This window comes from Nocardia sp. 852002-51101_SCH5132738 (genome assembly GCF_001665695.1).
Classification (GTDB): Bacteria; Actinomycetota; Actinomycetes; order Mycobacteriales; family Mycobacteriaceae; genus Nocardia; species Nocardia nova.
Genome location: NZ_LZML01000175.1, coordinates 1 through 22,016 on the forward strand (window position 1 = coordinate 1; position 22,016 = coordinate 22,016).

Genomic DNA, 22,016 nt, shown 5'->3' on the forward strand with positions numbered 1-22,016 from the left:
CCCCCCGCCCCCCGCCGCCCCCCCCGCGCCCCCCGCCGCCACCCGCCCCCCCCCCCCCCCCCCGGGGGGGCCGGCCCCCCCGCCACCCCCCCCCCCCCCGCCCGTGACGCGCACCGTCACGGGGGTCCGGGGCGTCGCCGCCGGCGGCGACGGGGCTGCGGTGCCGATGGTGAGGTAGGCCGCGGCGGTGGCGTGGCGGCGGTGGCGGTGTGTTCGATGGCGGCGGCGATGTCGGCGGCGGTGAGAAACCATGTTCGCCCGGCCCGATGTCCCGGCAGCGCGCCGGCTTTCAGCTGCCGCAGATACCACGCTTCGGACTTGTGCAGAGCGCGAGCGCCGACAGAGACCGGGTAGGTCGGCTCGTGCGGGGCCGCCACTGCATCCGCGGCGTCCTCAAAATCTGTGGTGTCTGGATGCTTATCAGTCGACACACCAACACCTCCCTCACACTATGAAGCAGGTTGTGCCCCAACACCGTCCGCGCCCTGATGCCCGGCAGCGCGCGATCGATACGCCAAGAACAAGCGAACCCCGGGTTCCTCGACGAGCTCGGTGACCTGCACGGTGACCAGGTCATCCCGGTCGCCCCAGCGGCGCGGAGACGGACCAATGTCGTAGGCGACCTCGACACCGCTACGCCACAGCCCAGCGAATCGGGCACTGCCGGCGAGGCGTCGAAGAAGCCGCGCTCCCACCGGCGCATCCCGGAAGCGGCCCAACGCCGCACGCAGAGTCGCCACGAAGAACTGGGCCTCCTCGTCGGGATCCTGGCGACACGACTCGTCAGCCGAGGAGAAGCGCCAGATGGCGAGGTTGTTCTCGGCTTGGTCCAGGCCGGGAAACAGGCTCTGGAACTGCTGGTTGGCCGCCACGACATTCCACAGGGGATCGCAGAAGCCACAGGCAATCGCCCGGGCGTCCCATGTCGCCAACTCTCCTCGGCGACCAGCAGTCGCTATACGTTCACGCAGTTCGTCCAGTGGAGCCAGGACTGCGGCGGGTTCCCACAAGTCGATGGTGTGGCGACGCTGGGCGGGTGAGAGTTCGTAACCGGTGATGATCTTGTCGAGTGTGTCCCGGCGCGGAGTCGCCGAACCAACCTCGACCGACTTGAGATAGGCGGCACTGACGTGTGTGTACCGGCCGGCCAGATCGCGGGTCAGGTCGCGGTGTTCGCGCATCACTCGTAGCCAGGGCCCGAGTGCTGGAATTCCAACCGGCACATCACCAGCCAAACGGGCGACATCCGGTGGCTGTCGAGCGTGAGGTGAATCGGGTGTGGTGGTGGTCATGAAACCCCCTCGAACGCCGACACTTTCGTGTCAGCAAATACAGGAATTGGTGAAAAGGATTCTCCCCCGAGCGCTTTCTTCCTACCAGAATCCCGCGATGGCGGCAACGAACAACCAGCGGTCTCACTGGCGAAGAGGCGCGCTCGACCTCGACCCACGGCGGTGTTCACCACATGGTGTCCACCAATCGGCGACGGGCGGAAAAAAATTTCGAGGGATACTGGGAGTATCAATTTTCGCCGCTGTCGCACGTAAACCCATCTCTTTGTGGGGCTAGCGCGGGTATATATAAAAACTCCATCCCTTCAACGCCTGGCGAACCATAATTTTCCGCGTTTTGATGGTAGGGCAACTGCTCCTGCCTCGAAGGGAAATTGATTGTGGATCCGATGGTCGTTCTTTCCTGGATCGATACCGGCTCTGCGGCAGTCTCGAACGGACTGACGATCGCCGCCCAAGTGCTCTCGCTCGTCCTGCCGTTCCTCTGATCTGCTGAAACGGCGGATCAGCGCCCCGGGAGTCGGCGTTGACGACGCCGGGGCGCTGATTCTCCGAAACCGCCACACCATTCATTCTGTCCTTTTTCCTCCCTCCGTTCGAAGGGTTTATTCGGCATGCCGAAAACAGGATTCAGAAACGCCAAGAGAAGAACCGCGACACCCAACAAAAGGGGGGAGCGGTTACAGGCAGGGATGTCCCGACCCGCGTCGCTCGTGGTTGCCGGTGCTGTCCCGCTGTTGATCGCGCTCGCGTGCGCCGGCCCGGCGGGTGCATCGACGGCTTCGATCGCGGACCAGCCGGGCGTTACCAGCCCTTCCCAGCCCGGCACAGTGACACCGCCGCCCCCACCTGCACCGCCGCCTACGCCGGAACCTCAACCGGAACCGGCACCCGTGCCGCAGCCGGTGTATGTCGAGCAGCCACCCGAGATCCGCAACGGGCCCACCCCGCGCCCCGAACCCGCCGACGACCCGGCACCGCCGGTGCAGGTACAAGACCTGCATCTGCCCGAGCCGGTGGCGCCGGTCGCGCCGATTGCGCCGCCGGACAACACGATCCGTGTCGGTCAATGGCAGGCTCCGGCACCGGATTGGCTTCCACCCCAAGCACGTGACTGCATCAATAACACCGCTGCCGGTGCCGAAGCGCAGGTCGCTACCGCTTTGGATTCGATCGGTATCCCGGCAGGGCGCTCGGACCGGGTCAGCGGCGCAACCCTCGCGGGTGCCGGGCTCGGCGGCGCGGCCGGAGCGGTCGCGGCCGGCGCACCGGTGGCCGCCGCGGGCGCGGTCGTGGGTGGGCTGATCGGTGGCACGATCGGCGGAATCGCCGGTGCCGCGGTAGGAACCGTGGTGCCGGTCCCGGTCGTCGGCACCGTTACCTCCGGCGTCGCGGGCACAGCGGTCGGTGCTGCGGCCGGTGCGGTCGCGGGCGCTGCGGTCGCGGGTATTCCCGCAGCGTTGGCGGGCGCGTTGGCTGGTGGAACCGTCGGTGCCGGATTCGGCGCCGGGGTCGGGGTGGGCCAGCCATGACCGCCGTAACGCTCACTCTGAAATCGCTGGCAACGGCCGCTGTGAGCGCGGCGTGTGTCGCGGCGGTGAGTGGTCTGGGTAGCGGCGCAGCCGATGCTGTGCCGATCGGTCCTGGCTGCCCAGCGTTGTACGTGATCGGAATCCAGGGCACCGGCCAATCGAACCCCGATCCCACCGCCGACACCGGAGTCATCGGCGCACTGCTGGCCGAGGTCCAGGCCGCAGCCCCGGACCTGGTGCAACACAGCACCATCCCCTACCCAGCCGGCTTCGGCGGGATCGTTCCTGGCGGAGGATCGGCACCATATGCAGAATCGGCAACCGAGGCGCTCGCCGGCCTCGATGCCGCTGCTACCGACATCACCAACGTCTGCCCCAGCACGTTGCTGGCGGGTGTGGCGTATTCGCAAGGCGCTCAGGCGATGGCGCAATTCGCCCAGCAGGTCGGCGCCGGCAATGGACCGGTCTCTCCGGACAAGATCGCCGGGATCGCGCTCTACGCCAACCCCGACCGGCTCCCGAACTCCCCGGTCATTCCCGGCCGGCCGGGACAGACGGTGCCGGACCCCGCGCCGGGCACATCAGGCGCTGCGGTCGCAGCAGTGCAGATCCTCAACCCGCCCGCGTCCGGTAGCGGTATCGGCACCGACGGCAGTGGCTACGGCGCGCTTGCCGGTCGTGTCGCTGATATTTGCACCGACGGTGACCTGGCGTGCTCGGCGCCCGACCACGCTGCCCTGCTGCGCGTCGGCGCGGAAATCGCCGCCCAAGCCAACCTGCGCGACCCGATCGCTGCCCTGTCGTCGATCAACGAACTGTTCTCGACGGCGATGGGACGGTCGTGGACCACCGTGCTAGCCGAGGATTTCCACACCGATGCCATCAATGCCGATTACGTTCCGGGAAAACCGTTGGCGCAGCGGCTTATCGACGCCGCCGACCCCCGAACGCCCGCACCGGGACCGGATCAGGTGCAGGCAGCCGTCCAGCGATGGGATCAGATCACCGCCGCGGCGACGGCGAACCCGCTCGGCGTGGTCCCGAAGCTGGCCGGCCAGCTCGCCGGGGCCTGGGGACAGTTGGTGGCCGACAACGCCGATCTGATCAACCCGGCGGTGTGGGTGCGCTACGGCGACACCGTCGCCCGTCACAACGGCTACCTGTCCAGCGGCCAACTCGCTTCCGGCGTCGCCTGGATGACCGCACTCGCCCACGACGCCGCAGGACACCAGTCATGAACGACACCGGCACCGCCTTCTACACCCCGCCCACCTTCCACGATTCCAGCGAGCCGGGCCGCATCCTGCGCATACGCCCCACCGACACACCCGGGCTGATCGGGGCAGGCGCGGCGTGGCAGCTGCTCTACACCTCCACCGACAGCCACGGCGAACTCACCGCGGCCTCGGGCATCGTGATCGCGCCCGACACCGATCCCGAACTCGGTCCAGGCCCGATCCTGGTGTACTACCCCGCTTTTCACGGACTCGGCGGCCCCTGCGCGCCGTCTCGACTGCTCGCCATCGGTGCCGAACCCGACACCGAACCGATCACCGCGGCGCTGGAACGCGGCTGGATCGTCGCAGTCCCGGACGGGGAAAACCTCGGCGTCACCGGGCAAGGGCCGGCAACTTTCCTCGCCGGTCGCGCCGCGGCACACCATGCCCTCGACCTCGCCCGCGCCGCCTCCTCGATCCCGGAATTGAATGCGGAGGGATCACCGGTGGTGGCATGGGGGTACGCCGACGGCGCTCGCGCCGTCACAGTCGCGGCGCAGTTGCACCGCTCGTACGCACCGGAGGTGGACCTGCGCGGGATCGCGGCCGGCGCCACCATCACCGTGCCCGGCGCGCTGGTGGCGTCGCTGAACAATGGTCCTTTTTCCGCGCTCGTGCTGGCCGGGCTGATCGGCCTCTCGCGCGCCTACCACCATCTACCCCTGCGCCACGTGCTCTCGACCGACGGCCGACAGATCATCGCCGAAGCCGAACACCGCAGCGCCCCAATGCTGCTTGCGCAGTATCGGCGTCCGATCGAGCACTGGTGCGATCGGGCACAGCCGTGGACCGATCCCATGTGGCATTACGTCCTGACCCGCGAAACCATCCCCGTCGACCATCTACCTGCCGTGCCTGTGCACCTCTACCACGGCGCCCGCGACGCGCTGGTGCCGATCGGACAGAGCACCCGCCTGCTGTCGGCCTACCGCGAAGGCGGGGTCGAGGTGAGCTGGCGCAACTACGACCGCGGCCACCTCGACACCGCCCACGACGCCATCACCGAAACCATCGCCCACCTGGCCGACTACCTCAACCGAGCCAGCAAAGGGTGACAAACGATGCGGTACAGCAAAACCCGGAACATCCGAAAAATCCGCCGCGGCAACCTGGCTCGCCGGGTGTGCGTAACAACGGTGGGGGCTGTGTTGATCGCTGGAGGCGGCGTCCAGGTAGCGACCGCTGACCCGGCGGTCCCGATCGGGGACCGGTGTCCGACGCTGTTTGTGTTCGGGGTTCAGGGACCGGATGAGTCGGCGACCGACACCGCACCGACTGTGGACACCGGTGCCCTCGGTCAACTGTTCACACCCCTGGCGGCGCACGCCGGCGGCCTGGTCCAGCGCGTTTACGTTCCCTACGGAAACAACGCTATCGGTGAGCCTCAACCCTATGACCAAGCCAGCACGAGCGCCGCGCAGCGCCTCGAATCCGAGGCCACTGAGGTCGTCCGTCGTTGTCCGACAACGAAGATCGCGGCGGCCGGATGGGGACAAGGCACGGCAGCAGTCACCGATTTCGCCCACCGGGTCGGTGACAACACCGCCACCGTGGCCGCGGATTCCATCGCCGGGGTCGCGCTGCTGGCCAACCCAGCGCGAGCTGGCAGTGACGTTCTTCCCGGCCGGCCGGGACAGACCACCCCCGGACCGGCTCCCGGCACCACAGGTGCAGCGGTCGCGTCGATCCGGCTCACCAACACACCAGGCAGCGGCATGGGCATCAGCCCGAGCGGCAGCGCGGGATTCGGGTTGTTGGCCGGTCGCGTCGCGGACCTCTGCACACCGGGTGATCTGGCCTGTGACGCCCCTGTCGGTTCGCCGCTGACGCGAACGGTGAAAAACATTGCTGCTCAATCGAACCTCGGTGATCCGGTGGCGGCGATCTCGACCGTCGCGCAAGCCTTGGCGGCCACGACCTGGAAAACCGCGATCGGCGTCGTCACCGACGACATCGCCGGCAACAGCCTGGACGAACTGAGCTACCAACCGACCAAACCCCTGGGGCAACGCCTAGCGGAAGCGTCGGACCCGAACACCCCGATGCCCGGCCCGGACGACGCGTTGGCGGCGCTGTTCCGGATCGGCACGATCGGCCTCAACACTGTGGTGTCGGTGGCGCAGAAGGTGTTCACCCCGGCCACGATCGCTGAGCTGGCCACTGTCGGCATGGCCAACCCCGCCGCCGCCCTCGGGGTCCTCGGCACGAAACTGGCCGGCGCGGTCGCCGACCTCGTCCCGCCGCACACCGCGCTGGGCTGGGTCAACCAGGCATTCGACGCCATCACCTCCACCGTCACCGACGACAACCAGCTCTACCAGCTGGCCACCTACACCCAATACAGCGACACCGCAGGCCACCATGCCGCCTACACCAGCACCCCCGCGACCCCGACAGGAACACCGGCCCTCGCCGCGGTCGCCGACTGGTTCACCGCACTGGCCCACGACCTCGCTGCCACCCACCCCAGCGCGGCCACACCACTACCCCCGACAACCAGCACAACGGAGCCGGCCGCATCGACGACATCCGGTTCCGTCTCTGAGCGGACCGGCACGGCAACCCCTCCCCCCGCCGTGCCGAGTCCTTGAACCCCTTCGGCGGAGACGGTTTCTCTGCGCCAGAGATCAGTTCCGTCCTCGCGGGCCGACTCCGCCGAAGGGCCCATCCACCCCCCATCCGCGTCGAGGAGGTGAACCACCATGCCACACACCACATCCGCGGACACCACTCCAGCGCCAGGTGACGAATGGCGTTGGCTCGAGCCCGACTCTTCAAAAGAACAGCAGCCCGAGCCCACGCAACTGCATCCAGGTCGCGGCGACACCCATCTCGCACCGGAGGTAGGGGGACACGAGCCTCCGCGACTCGGGCTGCCGTCCGCGCGGGTGTGGATCGTCGTGGGTGCGGCAATGACTGTGGCCGCCGTCCTGATGCTCATCGGTGCACTGGTCGTTGTCGATCCGGGCGGACACACCCAGGTGCCGACCCGAACCGCGGCGCCGCCCGCGAGCGGCACCGCAGTCGCCGGCGTGGCGTGCGCAGGACTCACCGGCGCCACGGTCACCGACCGAGACGGTGACATACGGACCGTCGCCGGGGTAGTGGCCTCGTTCGAGAACGCCTACTACCGGCTCCGCAATGCCGACGCCGCCCTGCGTGTTGTGGCACCGGAGGCGGGTCTGGCGGCCGATGCGCTCGCCGCCGGGATCGCCTCCATCCCGGCCGGCAGCACCTATTGCGTGGCGATCACCCCGATCGGCGCTGGCAGCGCGAACGTGCACGTGGTCGAGCAGCATCCCGACCGCACCCGCACCGACTACCTGCAAGTGATCAACACCCGCCCCGACGGTCCCGGCTTGCTGATCACCAACATCCAAAAGCAGGCCGGACCATGAGCGCCCTCGCCGCACACACCACCAACGAGCCGACCGACGGACGCCTCGACCCTACCACCGTCACAGAGCCCGGTCCGGAACATCGTGCGCCGGTGAGGAATTCACCGCTACCCGTCACAGGGGCATATCCGCCGCTGTTCGCGGTACTCGGCGCCCACGGCGGCGCCGGCACCTCGACACTGGCCCGGTGGTGGGCACACGCCGCCGACGCCGGACTGGCGTGGCCCGCTTCGCCGGTGACCACGCAGCGGGTGGTGGTCGTGGCTCGCGACTGCTTGCCCGGGTTGGTCGCGGCCGCGGACCGGCTGCGCGAGTGGCATGCCGGGCTCACACCCTCCGGGGTAACTGTGGTCGGGCTGGTGCTGATCCCGCCGCGGCCCGGCCAGGTCCCGCTGGCGGTGCGCCGCTACCGCAGCACCGTCGCTGCCCTGGTCGAGGGCGCGGTGTGGCCGATCCGCTGGCACGACGAACTGCTCACCCACGAACTCGACGACCTCGCCACCTACACACCCAGCGACCCGCCGCCACCGCGGCGCGCCCACCTGAGCGACGCCGTCCCCACCGACGTCTATCACGCCGGCACAGCGATCACCGCCCGCATCGCCGCCACCCGAGCGCCCGCATTCGACCCCATACCCAGGAGATCCCCATGACGCATTCCGTCATCGCCAACATTGCTGTTCTGGCGCAACAGATTCCGATCACACCGGAGGCACCCCCAGGGTCGGCCGGACTGACCAAGGTCGTGAACTGGCTGGCCTGGGCGGTGATGCTCGCCGGCATCGCCGCACTCATCTACGCCGGCGGCAAATTCGGGTGGGAACGCTGGCACGGCGGCGCCGTGGAAAGCCCCAAGATCGTGCTGGGCGCCCTCGTCGGCGGAATCATCGCCACCAGCGCCGGATCCATCATGACTCAAATCGTCGCCAAATAACCAATGCGCCAACAAATTTCGAATCGACTCACATCCGTGCCGTCCGCCGCCGAACGGCGGAACACGGCATCTCACCAACGTACTCGTTTCTGAGGCAAAGGGATTCACACGTATGCCAATCATCGACACCTCCCCGTTGACCATGTCCAGCAGCGACGGGCTCATGCTGGCCGGAGATCGTTGCGGGCCATCGTTTGCCGCGGCGACCGTTGTCTATGTACACGGGTTGCTGTGCGACGGCAGCTGGTGGCAACCGCTGACCGAGCAGGTGCACGACCGCCTCGACGGCCAGATCGCGCAAATCGTCTGGGATCAACGCGGGCACGGCCGCTCGGGGCGCCCCCACCGCAGCGTCGAGACCACCCTCGACCATCTGGCTGACGACCTCGACACCGTACTCACCCAAGCCACCGGATCGGTCGTACTGGTCACGCACTCGGCCGGATCCATGGTCGCGGCCGCCTACGCGCAGCGCTACCCGGCGCGCGCCGCCGCACTGTCAGGGCTGGTGCTGTTCAACGCCACCGGCGAATTCCCCGAATTCCCCACCCTGCCCCGCCATTTCATGACTGCGGCGACGCGGATCAAGAGCCTTCGTCACGGCAGGCTCGACCATGTCGCGGCTGCGGCCGCGTCGCTGGCCGAACGACGCTTCCGCCGCACCGCACGACGGCTCGGGTCCAAGGCTCCGCTGGCGACCGGCGCCCGTCCCGGCGATCCGCGGGTGCTGACCGACCTCATGCACGCCTACCGCCACTTCTACCTCGACCCTGCCATCGCCGCCGGGTTGCGACCGGTTCCGTCGTTCGTGGTCACCGGCGACCGCGACCGGGTCGTCTCCGCCACTCAATCGACACGGTTCGCGGAGAAGATCTGGGCTGACCAGCAGGTGGTGCCCGGCGCCGGACACTCGCTGCCGAGAAGCGAACCCGACATCGCCGCCGAGGTGATCGTCGCGGCCCTCGACGTCGCCTACCGCGCCGACGTCGACCAGCTCCTGCTCGACCAGGACAGTGAACTGGCCACCGACACCGACGGCACGCCATGACCACCACACGGCTGGACCCGAAAGTCCTCGCCCCGCTGACCCAGATGCTCGCCTGGCTGGCCTGGCTCGTCCTGCTGCTCGCGATCGCCCGCACCATCTGGATCGGCTGGCAGCTGGCGTGGCGACTCCACCGCGACGAAGCGATCGAAGGACTCGCCGGCGCCCTGCTCGCCGCCATCCTCGTCGGCTCCGCCCGCGGTATCGCCGCCGCCCTGTTCCCCACCCACTGAACCCCACACCCCTGGGAGACCGCAGTGAACCCGCACACCACCCACCACGCCACACATCATGCCGGCCTGACCGCACTAATAGGACTGCTCGGCATCGCCACCCTCACCGGCTGCACCACGCCCGGCGAACACAGCAACCCTAGCGCCGCGTCATCAGTGCCCGCGGACATCCACGCCGCACCGACCAACGTGATAACCACGGTCTACCAGGGATTCTCGCTCCCGGTAGCCGACCAAGGCCCGCACACGGTGACCGGCGCGGTCGCTGCAGGGTTCGCACATACCCCCGCCGGGGCGGCGCTGGCGGCGATCCACGCCGTCGTGCGGATGTCCGTGGCACCCGATGATCAATGGGCCAGCGTCGGACAACAGATGCTCGCCTCCGGCGCGGGGCGTGACGACTGGGCCGTGGCGCGGGCCCAGATGTCGATCACCACACCGATCGCCCGCACGCCACCGAAGATCCTGGGCTACCGCATCACCGGCTACACCCCGGACCGGGCCGACACCGCGATCTACACCCAGCAACCCGACACATCGCTGACCTGCAACACCGCCACCGTCATCTGGCAGACCGGCGACTGGAAACTCCTGCTCCCCGACGGGCACCACCCCGCCCTGGTCACCGCCCCCGACACACTGCCCACCGACACGATCCGGCTCCCGATCCGATGAACACGACCGCCGCGACTCTGCCACTGAAACACCACCGCTGGCTCGGGCTCGCAGTAGCGTTGGCCGTCCCGCTGAGCGGATGCGGTACCGACACCCCTGGACCCCCGTCCGCTGGCTTATCCACAACGATCCCCAGGACTGCTGCGCGGCCCCCGCTCACCGCGACACAGGCCCAGCCGCCGACCACAGACCTGTTCGGCAACCGCCTCGACGTCGTCGGCGACGAGGGACGCGCGTTTGCCCAAGATCCGGCCACGCGCCCCAACCCGTCGTCGAGCGACTATCTCACCGCGGCACCAGCGCAAATGTCCTGGCAACGCGGATGGGGCGGCGCCGCGCTACCAGTCTCCGGAAGCGATGGTCCGGCCGTCATCGACCACGGGATCGCCTCCGGGTTCGCCGACACCCCGCAAGGTGCGGCGCTGGCCGCCTGCGACGCGCTCGCCCGCACCCTCGCCGCACCAGAGGGACTGTGGCAGAGCGTCGTTCGGACTCGTTTTGTCGGTGACACCGACGCGTTCATCGCCAGGGTCACGCGCAGCCGCACCCACACACCGGATGCCGGCCGCTACGTCACCGTCCCCGACGGCATTCGCATCCGCCCCGGCTACCGCGCCGACTTCGCGGTCGTCGACATCGCCACCCGAACCCGCGACGGCTACACCTCCGTCTCCTGGCCCATGACCTACGACACCGACTGGCGAGTGCGCCTGCCAGACGACATCGAAACACTCTGGCAGCCAGGCGATCCCATCGAGAACCTTGCCGGCTTCGGGCAATGGAGGACCACCACATGACGACATCCATCGCCGCCGTCAACCATGCGCAGCTGCCGGATATCGTGTGCGACCTGCCCACCGGACCCGGTGCGGTGTGCGCGTTGAAACAACTCGGCGGCAAAGCCGCCAACTCCGCAGCCAACTCCGCGTTCGACAGCGTTGTCGACTCTCTGGTCAATGGCATGACATCCGCAATTCGATTCGTGATGACGTGGTGGGTGAACCTGCCCTCTCCGCACCTGGCGGCGTCTACCGGGGAGCCGGGGCCTGCCTTGGCGTCGATCCGCGGGTACACCAGCGGTCTGCAGGTTCTGCTGATGATCGCGGGGATCTTGTTCGCCGCTGCTCGGTTGGCGATGGCCAAGCGTGGTGGTGTCGCGGGGGAGGCGCAGGAGAGCTTTCTGATGTTCGCGCGGGCGGTGTTCGCCTCGATGATGTTCTCCGCCCTGATCACTACCGGTACGAAAGCTGGTGATGCGTTCAGTAACTGGGTGATCAACGACGCCACTGGCGGCGACCTGCACGGCGCGGTCGAGCGGCTGGTGGACAACAACTTGCGCGATCACAGCAACCTCGGCTCCGGTGTCCTGCTCGTGCTGGGCATCCTCGGCTTGATCAGCATGCTCGTCCAACTTGCCATGCTGGTCATCCGCCAAGCCGTCTTGATCCTGGTCGTCGCGGCGATTCCGCTGGCTGCGGCCGCGGCGGGCACCGGGCCAGGTTCGCAGGCGTACAAGCGGATGCTGTCGTGGTCGCTGGCGTTCGTGCTGTGGAAACCGGTCGGCGCCCTCATCTACGCGATCGCCTTCACCGCAGCGGGCACGAAAACCGCTGGTCAGCAGCAAGATCCGCAACTGGTGTTGCTCGGCATGATCCTGCTGTTGTCAGTGACGATCGTGCTGCCGGCCTTGATGCGGCTGGTCGCCCCCGCGGTGGCGACCCTCGGCGGCGGGGGAGGAGCAGGCGCCGCCCTAGCCGGTGGCGCCCTCGGCATCGCTATGGGCTCTGCCGGAGGTGACCGTTCCGCGGCCCGGAAGATGACCGAAGGCGAAAACGCCACCAGCGGAGGCGGAGGCGGTGGGCCCAATCCATCCCCGAGCGGCCCATCGGGCGGGGCGGGAGGTGGCCGTCCGCTCTCGGGAGGGACCGGTGGCGGCGGAGCTTCGCCCGGCCGCGGCGCCTCACCTGGCGGGGCCGCATCCGGAGGGTCCGGCTCCGCGGGAACCGGGGGCCGATCTGCGGGCGCCTCGGAACAAGCCGGTGGCAGCTCGGGCGCGGCTGGCGGCGCGGGAGCGGGCATCGCCGGTGCGGCTGTCATGGGTGCGCAGTTGGCCGGTCAGGGTGTGCAGTCGGCGAGTTCGGCGGTCGAATCCCAGGCCGGTGACGGCTGGGATGTCGATGCGCCTGGCCCGTTGGAGGTGCGGCGATGACCAGTCCTCGCATGTACGGCAGATGGGAGAAACCGCGCTCGGCCGGGTTCTTCGGCATGACGTGGGGGGTGAGCATGCTCGCGATTGCACTGCTGATCACCGTGATGGCTACCTTCATGCTCACCCGATCCATCGCCACAACGCTGATCGTGCTCGGCTGCGCCGCAATCGTTTTCACGCCCTTGGTGATCACGATCGACGGTAGGACAGGGTGGGAGACGGCGGTGTTGCGGGTCCAGTTCGCGGCGGCGAGGGCGCGTGGTGAGCTGGTGTATCGGTCCGGCCGGTTTTCCCGGATCCCGGGTGTGGCGAGATTGCCTGGGTTGCTGGCTGATTCGCGGCTGGGGGAGTGGGAGACTCCTGGTGGGAAGCGGTTCGCGGTCGTCCATGTTCGCCGTACCGATCACTGCTCGGTGGTGCTACGGGTGCTGCCGCGCGGCAAGGAACTGGTTGACCAAGCACAAATCGATGCCTGGGTGGCCGAGTACGGGCATTTCCTGGCCTCGCAGTCACGTGGCGGTGAGGTCGTCGCGGTCACCGCGGTCCTGGAGACCGTCGCCGAAACCCATCTCAAGCAACGCCGCGAAGTCGCACGTCTGGTCCGGGCCGAGGCGCCGGAGTTCGCGCGGGCGGTGATGCGTGAGGCCGCCGCCGATATCGGCGGGGTCGGGGTGCGGATCGAGGCCCGCCTAGCCGTCACCTACCGCGCCATCGGCACCTCCCGCAAAACGCGGCGGGACCTGCCCGAGCAGGCCCGCGAGATCGGGCAACGCCTGCAAGGGGTGCTGTCGCAACTGGCCCGCGCGGGGCTGCCGGCGACGCCGTTGCAGGCGTGGGAGGTGCTGGGGCTGGTGCGGTCTCGCTACGACTTGGCAGCCCAGCGCGACATCGAAGCCGCAGGTCCCGCGATCACCGATACGCAGTCGTGGGATTCGGTGGGCCCGATCGCGCACGAGGACCGCTGGGACCATCTGGTGCACGACGGCGCGCGGTCGATCACCTGGGAAATGGACGCCCCACCGCGGGGCGCGGTGCTGGAAACCGGTCTGGAGGAGTTGCTGCGCCCGCGCTCCGATGTGCCGCGCAAGCGGGTCGCGGTCGTGTACCGCCTGCATTCGGCGGCCGAGGCCACCGACATCGTCGACTCCGACTTCCGCGACGCGCTGGCCGCCGAGCAGACCGAACGCGGCATCGCCTCAGCCGCCGCGTCCATCCGCGTCGACAACACCCGCGCCGCCCGCCAGGAACAAGCCCGCGGCGCCGGCCTCACCCGATTCGGTGTCCTGGTCACCGTCACCGACGTCCTCGACGCCGACCTGCCCGGCATCGAGGCCTCGGTACGCACGATGACCGCGGCGTCGCGGCTGCGGGTGCGCCGCTGCTACGGCTCCCAAGCCGCCGCTTTCGCCGCCTCCCTCGGCATCGGCCTGATCCTGCCCGAGCACACCTCGATCTCGAAGCGGTTCAGCGCATGAATATCCGAGACCGCAAAAGCACGATCCGTCCGGCGCGGACGGCGACGATGGCAGGGATTCGTGTGCTGACTCCACAGGCGCGTGCGAAGGAGGAAACGGCTGCTGCGGGTCGCGGCCTGGCCGCCGTTCGCGCTCGCTGGGCGCTGTCGAGTGACGATCATCGCCGCGCCACTGCCGCGCGGAGAGCAGAAGATTCGGTCCGTGACGGATTCGCGGTGTCCATGGCGAGCTTCACCGACCGCGGGTACCGCGGTGTCGGTGGAGGCCGCGCAACGGTGGTCCCGGCGACACCGGAATGGCGGGCGACGACGGTGCAGGTGGCCGGATTGTGGCCCTTCGCGGTCGGAGCGACCGCCCCGGTGGTGGGCTGTCCGGTCGGTTCTCATTTCGTGACCGGCGCGCCGGTGCATTTCGATCCGATGTCGTGGTTCGCCCGCGGATTCATCACCGCACCGATCGCATTCGTGTTGGCGCTCAACGGCTTCGGCAAATCCTCGCTCATCCGCCGCCTCGCGACTGGGGCGGTCGCGGCCGGGGAAACGGTGCTGTGCATGGGCGACACGAAACCCGACTACCGCGACCTCGTCGAAGCATTGGGCGGGCAAGTCGTCGACCTGGGTTACGGGCACGGCAGCATCAACCCGCTCGCCGTCGGAGCTCTCGGCACCATCATCGACCGACTCCCGGATCCGGATCAGCGCCGCCAGGTCGCCGCGCGAGTGGAAGCCGGGCAGGTCAACATCGTCGCCGGGCTGATCGAGTTGGTCCGCGGCTCCCGCGTCGCCGACTACGAAGAAACACTCATCGCCGCGGGACTGCGCGAACTCTACAGTCCCGCCGGAGGATTCACCCCGCAGCGGCCGCCGCGGCTGTCGGATCTGCTGGCCACGATCTCCGGCGGCGCGCAGCGGCTGCGGCAGTTCGCCGAGGAAGACGACGACGTCGCGTTCCGGGCCGCGACCAAGGTGTTGCGCCGTTCGCTGCGCGCGGTGATCGAAGGCCCTTGGGGGCAGATCTTCGACCGCCAAACCAGCACCCCGCTGGACCTGAACAGCCCGGCTGTCTGCATCGATGTATCCCGCATCCCTGAAGGCGACACGAAGCTGCTGGCGGCGGTGTTGATGGTGTGCTGGAGCGAGGGCTTCGGCGCGGTCGCCGCCGCCCATGCGCTGGCCGACGCCGGTCTCGCGGCCCCGCGCACGTTCGAGGTCGTCATGGACGAGATCTGGCGCGTGCTGGGTGCGGGGGAGTTCATGGTCGACCGCGTCGATGCCCTTACCCGGTTGAACCGGCCACTGGGCACCGGGCTGATCATGTGCAGCCACACCATCAAAGACCTCGCCGCTTTCGACTCGCCGGCTGCGCAAGCCAAAGCCCTCGGGTTCTTCGAACGCGCCCGCGCCAAAATCATCGGCCCCGTCGGGCCTGAAGAGATCGAACGCCTCCGCGCCGCGGTGTCGATCACCGACACCGAAAAGTTGCTGGTCACCTCCTGGGCCGCGCCCCGGCCACCGACCGACGATCACCTCGACAAAACCGGCGTGCGCGAAACCCCGCCCGGCACAGGATGTTTCCTGCTCAAAACCGGCGAAGCCGACGCCCCGGGCATCCCCTTCCGCATGACCTTCACCCCGACCGAGCGCGCCCGCGACATCCACAACACCAACCGGCGCTTCTCCCACCTAACTGGCGGAAACAACGACCGTCCTCGGCCTCCATTCGAGGCCGAGGCCTTCGAGGTCGGGGAGGACGGCGATGAGTGATGTCCTCCAGAACCCTCCTCGCAGGCATCGTGTGCCTGCCCATCGCGTTGATCCTGTTCCTGGCAGTGCTCGTCGGAATACAGCCCGCGGACTCGTGTGCGACCGACGTGCTCGCTGGGGGAGTGGCGGGCCCGACCGGTCAGTCGCTGGCGGGATTGAACGAGCGCCAGTTGGCGCTGGCACGCAACGGTGTCGCGATCGGCAAACAACGCCGGGCGCCGGAGTCGGTGATCATCGCCGAACTGGCGGCGATGATCACCGAGTCGACGCTGCGCAACCTCGCGAACTCCAACGTCCCGGAATCGCTGAGCTTCCCCAACGACGGCGTCAGCGCCGACCACGATTCGGTGGGCCCGCACCAGATGCGGGCCAGCGTCTGGGGACGCGTCGGGATCGCCACGTTGATGAATGCGATCTATCAGATCAACTGGTTCTACGACCAAGCCGCCACCATCACCGGCGCCGCCTCGATGACCTCAGCAGAACTCGCTCAGGCGGTCGAGGTGTCCGCACCGAACGCGTATGCGGGACAACTGGATCTGGCCAGGCGTCTCTACGCGATGTTCTCCGGCATCGACCCCGCGTTTCTGCCCGCCGCCGAGCCGGGGCAGTCAACCAGCGGATGCGGGCCCGGGACGGCGCCACCGGGAGTACCGGTGCCGGCCAGTGGGTTCGGGCAGGCGGTCGTGGCCGCAGCGCAGCGGTGGATCGGCACCCCGTACGTGTGGGGTGGAGGAGACGCGAACGGTCCGACGGGTGGTGGGTTCGACTGCTCCGGGTTGACGTTGTATGCGATCTACCAGGCGTCGGGTGGCCGAATCCGGTTGCCGCACTACACCCAGGCCCAACAAGACTCACCGGCCGGGCAGGTCGTGCCGTTCGATCAGCGCCAACCCGGGGATCTGATCTTCTTCACCACCCCTGGCGAGAGCGATTCCCACCATGTCGCCGTGTACGCGGGCCGCGACGCCGACGGCACCGACCTGGCCATACACGCCCCCCAAACCGGCCAAACCGTCACCGCCGCCCCCCTCGCCCGAGTCGCCGGATCCGACCACCTCGACATCCGCCGCTACAGCACACCACCACCACAACCCCGAACCCCCACAGCGGAGGAGGGAAAACAACTGTGACACCGAATAATTCGCGTCGACGACGTAAGAATCGCTCCGTCCGTGGACGTCCTACACCTCCGTCATCGAAGCGCCGCAACACCACTGCGACCAGCACGGCCGGTAACGGTCGCTACACCCACGAGCAACGGCTCGCCGCGCGGGCGTCAGCGGGGCCGCATCTTCTGGCCTGGGTCGCCGCGACGCGGCAGACCTTCACCATCTGCCGGCCCGACGGGCGCACCGTGGCCCACGATCGCTTCCACCGCGACCTCATCATCGACAGCGACGATACCGCCACCGAAACGGCAGCGCTGCAAGCGATCTGGCTCGCCGCGCACGGGAAGGACCTCTGGGGCGCGGACGTGGCGACTCTGCGCATCGTCACATCCCGCTTCGTCGCCGACCCCGGTGCCCTGCACCGTGCGGCGTTCACCAGCGGCCTGGTGCTCGACCTGGTCGTCGACGCCGCCACCAATCCCGCGACCGGCCATCAGCTCGGCGTCTGGGTCGACTGGCGGCGCGCCGATCTCACCTGCCTGATCCAACACTCGAGGAACCAGCAATGACCTCACGCCCCATCGCAACCTTGCTCACCGTCTTGGCCGGAATGTACCTGCTGACCGCGTGCACCGAACACCCGTCACGCGGCCGACCGCCCGACGAACCCACTTGTGCAGGTGCAGGATTCGATCCACCCTTCACCGCTGTCGACCCGTGCTCGGCCGAATCGGTCACGTCGACGGCGCTGGAGACGATGTTCACCTACCGGCCTGCGGAGGGGCTCGATCCCCGGCGCGCGTTCGAGGCCGCGACGCCGCTGCTGGAACCCGAATTCGCGCGCAGCGGTGCACCCGCGGCGATCGCACTGGCTCCCGTAACAGCCGACATGTGGGAGCGGTGGCGCGACCAGCACGTCACGGTCACCGCGACTGCCCGCCCCACGGCCGATGATCACCCCGCCGACACCGCGTCGCGGGCGGCGCGTGTGGTGACCGTGAGCATGCACCCCAGCGACAGCACACCCGCTCTGCGGCTGGTCGTGTTCGCTGTAGCGCACCGCACACAGACCAGCAATGGCCCGCGGTGGCTGCTGTCGAATGTGCAGGTGGCGTCGTGACCAGCGGCAACGGCGATCCGGTCGATGAGGGTGGGCAAGCGGTCAAAGCCGGTTTCGTGCAGGCGATGCAAACCGCGGCGATGACGATGAACCTGCTGCAGCGCCGCGGCAGCGAATCGCGCTCGCGACAAGAATTCGCCCAACGCCAAGACGACCGGATCGCCGAACAGCAACGCAAGAACCACGTCCACGGCGCACAGATCCAGGGCTACATCGATAGGGCGCAACATGGTCGCCTCGAGCACTGGGCCGATATGGCGGTCAAGGCCGGCCGCTACCGCGAGCACCTGCTCGAGATGCAAGTCAAAAACGCACGCCTGCAACACGATAAGGACAGAGCAGACCGAGCCAAGGACAGCGACAAAGCCAGCGAGGAACGCCGGGACCAGGTTCACGGGCTGCAGGTGCGGGCGCTGCGCGGTGAGTACAACCGCAAAGACGCAATCCATACCCAGCAGCTGCGCCGCTACGACAAACAGATCGCTCAGGACCGGCGCTTGCACGATCTGAAGGTCGAATACCAGCAGTTGCTGATCGAGGCCCGCAAACGCGCGCTCGGACTCACCGAAACACTCACCGACACCGACCCAGGCACCGCCCGCGCCCACGCCGCCAGCGCAGGATGGGCGGCGGCCGAGGCAACCGCCGATCTGTCCGACGACCAGCGCGCCCACGTCGACGCGTGGGCCGAACGCTACGGCGAGGACACCGGCAACGACCCCCGCACCACCCTGGCCGATGCCCGTGCCGAGGCCGCGGCCCTCGACGACGCCGTCGATGAACTCCACAACCACATGAACACGCTAGCCGCCGAGTACACCCTGCTGAGCTACGGCGAAGCTCAGATGCGCATCTTCGATGCCGAATCCGGCCGAGACTATGCCACTTCGGACGAAGCGCTCGAAGTGCTCGACGGAGAGGTCATCGACGTCGCGGTCGAGGTCACCGGCGTCACCGGTGACCTCGATACCGGCGTCGACTTCGCGTCTCCGGTCCTTCCACCAGTGAAGGCTCTCGGGCCCGCGCCGTCTGCGGAGATCGAACCGTGATGGCGCGCAACCGCTTTCGTGCTTCGGTTCCGTTCGCTGCGGCGCCTGACCGGTGGCAGATGAAGGTGCTCGCGGGTGTGTATGCGCATGCGTCGGCTGCGCGGGAGATGGCCGCTGCGGCGCGGGCCGGTCGGGAGGCGACCGGTGAGCTTCCGCCGCCGTCGTGGTCGAGGGCTTTCCGCACCGAGGTCCTGCTCGGCCAAGAGCTCGAGAAAGCGGGGCTGGCCGCGGGGGTGCCGCGGGAGTGGCTGAACCAGGCCCGCACCCGCGCCCATCTGGGGCAGCCGTGGCGCCGCGACCTGCACTGGCGCATCCCGAGACCGGTGGACCGGACTCGGTTGCTGGTCGGGCTGGCGGCCGAGGCGCACCGGATTCAGGATCTGGCCGCGGTGGCGGTCGCCTATGAGAATCGTGGCGCGCATGCCGAGCCCGGCACCGCGACCTGGGTCATGCGCAACCTGCGCCGATCCCGCACCCGCCTGGTCCAACTCGCACGCCTGCTCGCCGTCACCGACGACGAAGCACAGCACATGTGGAACTCGCCGCAGCACTGGACCGCCGCCGCCGAGAGCGCCGGCGCCGCGAGTGTCGACGAACTCGACACCCGCTGGCGCGCCCACGCCCGCAGCGACCAAACCAGCATCGTGCTGCAGGCCCGCGCACTCACCAAATCCGGCATCACCGCACCGACCGGCGCCGCACTCCCACCACCCGACCAAATCCTCGACGTCCTTCGAAAAGAACTCGTACACAACAGTATTCCCGCCGCCGAGGGCACCGACCGGCATCTGGAAGCCGACGTGGTCGCGTCGGCCGGGGAAGGCATCGAATTAGCGGTGGCCGCGACCGGAATAGGCAGCAGCGGCCATCACGACCTGGCATCGGATCTCGCCCCGGCGCCGCGCCAGCCCAGCCTCGGAGTCGAGGTCGAGCCATGACCGGGACACAACACGTCGTCGGTGCGGGCGGTCGGCGTCCGGTGGCGCCGAACGCGGCGCAGAAAGCACTGCTGCGGCGGTTGAGTGCGGTGGTAGCCGACACGCGAGCGCTGCTCGATGCCGCCCGCAACCACTGGGAGGCAGGAGTTTTGGCGGAACCCTCTTGGTTCGCTCGCCTGGATGCGCTGATGGCGCGCGGCGCCGCGCTGGCGGAGCTGGGCCACGCCGGTGGAATCCCGCAGCGGTGGATCGATCTCGCCCGCCTCCAGGGCGAGCGGGGCACGGGATGGCGCACTCCGCAACGATGGCCCGTCCCGCAACCCGTGCAGCGGGCCCGCCTCATCGATGACCTCGCCGCCGAAGCCCGCGACCTCAGCGACGTCATGGCCGTCCATGCCGCCTACCGCGCTCGCGCCCGCAGCGTCGAACCCGACTCGCAGCGCACACGCATCGAAGCCACCGCGGCGGTGCGCCACGAGCGCCTGACCTCGATCGCGGCGCTGTTGGATCTGATCGGACCCGAACGCGACCGGATCAGGCCGGCCACGGATCCGATCTGGGCCCGCGCGCTGGCGGCCACGGTGCGAGAGCGCGATCCCGATCTGCTGGCACAGCAATGGCGCGTCCACGCCGAACATGAACCCACATCGGTGGCTGCCTACCGGTTGCTGACCGACTACGGCGACATCGACTTCCTCCCTGATTCCGCCATCGCGCCGATCCCCGCGGTGATGGTGGAACACATCGCCGCAGCCCTGCGACTGCCACTCGGCCTGGCTGCTCACGACCTGCAACTGGGCGCAGCCACCGACAGCGCGGTGATCGCCGCGTTAGGCGAGCCCCGGTGCTTCGAGTTCCCCGCCCCAACACCCGGTGACGAGCAGCACGCCGGCGCCGGCCCGGCACTCATACATCGCGACAGCGGCCCCAGCCCGTAACGGAGGCACCCACGCCCTCGAGCCGCTGATTATCCGGCGGCAGGGCACCGAACCCGAGACCAGGAGAAAAGGATGACGACTACCGAACCGACACCCGACCCAGCCCGCATCGCGGAGCAGACGTCGACCAGCTCGCCGGGCAGCGACCGTGTCCCGGGTCCGAACGCCGCCCAGGCTGCGCTGCTGCGGCGGTTGCGGGACATCGCCGACGGGCTGGCCCGGATGCAGGAAACGGGTCGTCTCGGCGGCGAATTCGGCCACTTTCCCTCCGAACTGTGGCACGACTACCTCGATGACTTGCACGACCGTGCCGACGCACTCACCGAGCTCGGGCGCGCCGGCGGCATCCCGTCACCGTGGCTCGACTACGCCCGGGGGCACACCGCCAGCGCGCAGGTGCCCGAGCGTTGGCCGGGCACAGATGTGCGTGCGCGCGCCGAACTGATCGCCGCGGTGGGCGAGCAGACGCGGGAGCTGGGGCACATCGCGGCCGTGCATGCCGCCTACCGGTCGCGAGTCGCCACCGGACCCGAACGAGAGCAGGACGCCTTCGCCGAAATGTTGGGACAGCGATGGGACCGCATCGCCACGGTGGTGGCTCTGCTGAAACCGGTCGGCGCGGAACGCGAACAGATATGGCCCGACGTCGAAAGTCCCACACGGCTGGCCGCTTTCGCACAGCCAATACGTGACATCGGTCCTGCCGAGTTGGCGCGGCGATGGCATTCCTTCCGGACGACACCAGACGCCGCGGTGTCCGCGCATGCGGCGCTGGCCGACTACGGCGACTTGACCTGGGACCCGGATCGCGAACTGGTGCCGACACCGCAATCACTGATCGCACAAATCAGCGCCGTGCTGCATCCCGGCCGCAGCGTCGACAAGTCGGTCGGTGCTGGCGCCGCGATCGATGCCGATATCGCCGCTGCACTTCCTGATGTGCCCCGCGAATTTCTGCCGGAGATCCCGACACCGGACCCGAACCAGGCTGTTGCCCCCGCGCTCGACACCGGACCCGAACCGTGA

Annotated in this window: 22 protein-coding genes; 21 read left to right on the plus strand and 1 reads right to left on the minus strand. The window is 68.6% G+C overall.

What is annotated here, in order from left to right:
- Positions 1-449: 449 nt before the first annotated feature.
- Entirely contained in the window at positions 450-1,292 is an 843-nt protein-coding gene (locus A5789_RS26120) for a helix-turn-helix domain-containing protein (RefSeq protein WP_082940965.1), read from the minus strand.
- An 893-nt stretch (positions 1,293-2,185) separates the two neighbouring features.
- Here A5789_RS26120 and A5789_RS26125 point away from each other — a divergent pair.
- The 21 genes from A5789_RS26125 (at position 2,186) to A5789_RS26225 (ending at position 22,016) form a co-directional block, all read left to right on the plus strand.
- Positions 2,186-2,824: a hypothetical protein gene (locus A5789_RS26125; RefSeq protein ID WP_082940966.1), complete on the plus strand. Its 639-nt coding sequence runs from the start codon at positions 2,186-2,188 to the stop codon at positions 2,822-2,824.
- Entirely contained in the window at positions 2,821-4,062 is a 1,242-nt protein-coding gene (locus A5789_RS26130; RefSeq protein WP_082940967.1) for a cutinase family protein, read from the plus strand. The genes A5789_RS26125 and A5789_RS26130 overlap by 4 nt, the downstream gene beginning before the upstream one ends.
- Positions 4,059-5,156 carry a lipase family protein gene (locus tag A5789_RS26135; protein ID WP_064904244.1) on the plus strand — a complete coding sequence of 366 codons (1,098 nt, stop codon included), beginning with the start codon at positions 4,059-4,061 and terminating at the stop codon, positions 5,154-5,156. The genes A5789_RS26130 and A5789_RS26135 overlap by 4 nt, the downstream gene beginning before the upstream one ends.
- A gap of 222 nt (positions 5,157-5,378) precedes the next feature.
- On the plus strand, positions 5,379-6,692 hold the full coding sequence (locus A5789_RS26140; protein WP_193615619.1) for a cutinase family protein: 1,314 nt from the start codon (positions 5,379-5,381) through the stop codon (positions 6,690-6,692).
- A 321-nt stretch (positions 6,693-7,013) separates the two neighbouring features.
- A complete protein-coding gene (locus A5789_RS26145; RefSeq protein ID WP_064904245.1) occupies positions 7,014-7,499 on the plus strand; it encodes a hypothetical protein in 486 nt (161 codons plus the stop codon).
- 92 nt (positions 7,500-7,591) lie between these two features.
- Positions 7,592-8,152, plus strand: a complete 561-nt coding sequence (locus tag A5789_RS26150; protein WP_064904283.1) for a hypothetical protein — start codon at positions 7,592-7,594, stop codon at positions 8,150-8,152.
- Positions 8,149-8,433 (plus strand): hypothetical protein, encoded by a 285-nt coding sequence (locus tag A5789_RS26155; RefSeq protein WP_064904247.1) that lies wholly within the window; start codon positions 8,149-8,151, stop codon positions 8,431-8,433. The genes A5789_RS26150 and A5789_RS26155 overlap by 4 nt, the downstream gene beginning before the upstream one ends.
- Before the next feature lie 112 nt (positions 8,434-8,545).
- Positions 8,546-9,481: an alpha/beta fold hydrolase gene (locus tag A5789_RS26160; RefSeq protein WP_082940970.1), complete on the plus strand. Its 936-nt coding sequence runs from the start codon at positions 8,546-8,548 to the stop codon at positions 9,479-9,481.
- Positions 9,478-9,711, plus strand: coding sequence for a hypothetical protein (locus A5789_RS26165; RefSeq protein WP_064927383.1), 234 nt, complete (start codon positions 9,478-9,480; stop codon positions 9,709-9,711). Before A5789_RS26160 ends, A5789_RS26165 begins: the two co-directional genes overlap by 4 nt.
- Positions 9,712-9,735: 24 nt before the next feature.
- Entirely contained in the window at positions 9,736-10,386 is a 651-nt protein-coding gene (locus tag A5789_RS26170) for a hypothetical protein (RefSeq protein ID WP_082940971.1), read from the plus strand.
- Entirely contained in the window at positions 10,383-11,183 is an 801-nt protein-coding gene (locus A5789_RS36935; RefSeq protein WP_155525936.1) for a hypothetical protein, read from the plus strand. The genes A5789_RS26170 and A5789_RS36935 overlap by 4 nt, the downstream gene beginning before the upstream one ends.
- Entirely contained in the window at positions 11,180-12,595 is a 1,416-nt protein-coding gene (locus tag A5789_RS26180; protein ID WP_155525937.1) for a hypothetical protein, read from the plus strand. The genes A5789_RS36935 and A5789_RS26180 overlap by 4 nt, the downstream gene beginning before the upstream one ends.
- The gene (locus A5789_RS26185) at positions 12,592-14,070 is read left to right on the plus strand and encodes an SCO6880 family protein (protein ID WP_064904254.1); all 1,479 of its coding nucleotides are present in this window, start codon (positions 12,592-12,594) and stop codon (positions 14,068-14,070) included. The genes A5789_RS26180 and A5789_RS26185 overlap by 4 nt, the downstream gene beginning before the upstream one ends.
- 221 nt (positions 14,071-14,291) lie before the next feature.
- Positions 14,292-15,833, plus strand: coding sequence for a hypothetical protein (locus tag A5789_RS26190; RefSeq protein ID WP_369817536.1), 1,542 nt, complete (start codon positions 14,292-14,294; stop codon positions 15,831-15,833).
- Entirely contained in the window at positions 15,833-16,966 is a 1,134-nt protein-coding gene (locus A5789_RS26195) for a C40 family peptidase (RefSeq protein WP_228793174.1), read from the plus strand. The genes A5789_RS26190 and A5789_RS26195 overlap by 1 nt, the downstream gene beginning before the upstream one ends.
- Positions 16,963-17,514 carry a hypothetical protein gene (locus tag A5789_RS36940; protein WP_155525939.1) on the plus strand — a complete coding sequence of 184 codons (552 nt, stop codon included), beginning with the start codon at positions 16,963-16,965 and terminating at the stop codon, positions 17,512-17,514. The genes A5789_RS26195 and A5789_RS36940 overlap by 4 nt, the downstream gene beginning before the upstream one ends.
- Positions 17,511-18,065, plus strand: a complete 555-nt coding sequence (locus A5789_RS26205; RefSeq protein ID WP_064904260.1) for a hypothetical protein — start codon at positions 17,511-17,513, stop codon at positions 18,063-18,065. Before A5789_RS36940 ends, A5789_RS26205 begins: the two co-directional genes overlap by 4 nt.
- Positions 18,062-19,114: a hypothetical protein gene (locus A5789_RS26210; protein WP_064904262.1), complete on the plus strand. Its 1,053-nt coding sequence runs from the start codon at positions 18,062-18,064 to the stop codon at positions 19,112-19,114. Before A5789_RS26205 ends, A5789_RS26210 begins: the two co-directional genes overlap by 4 nt.
- Positions 19,115-19,173: 59 nt before the next feature.
- Complete coding sequence (locus A5789_RS26215; RefSeq protein ID WP_155525940.1) at positions 19,174-20,052, plus strand: hypothetical protein; 879 nt, start codon at positions 19,174-19,176, stop codon at positions 20,050-20,052.
- Positions 20,049-20,990, plus strand: a complete 942-nt coding sequence (locus A5789_RS26220) for a hypothetical protein (RefSeq protein WP_064904265.1) — start codon at positions 20,049-20,051, stop codon at positions 20,988-20,990. The genes A5789_RS26215 and A5789_RS26220 overlap by 4 nt, the downstream gene beginning before the upstream one ends.
- Before the next feature lie 72 nt (positions 20,991-21,062).
- On the plus strand, positions 21,063-22,016 hold the full coding sequence (locus A5789_RS26225; RefSeq protein WP_064904267.1) for a hypothetical protein: 954 nt from the start codon (positions 21,063-21,065) through the stop codon (positions 22,014-22,016).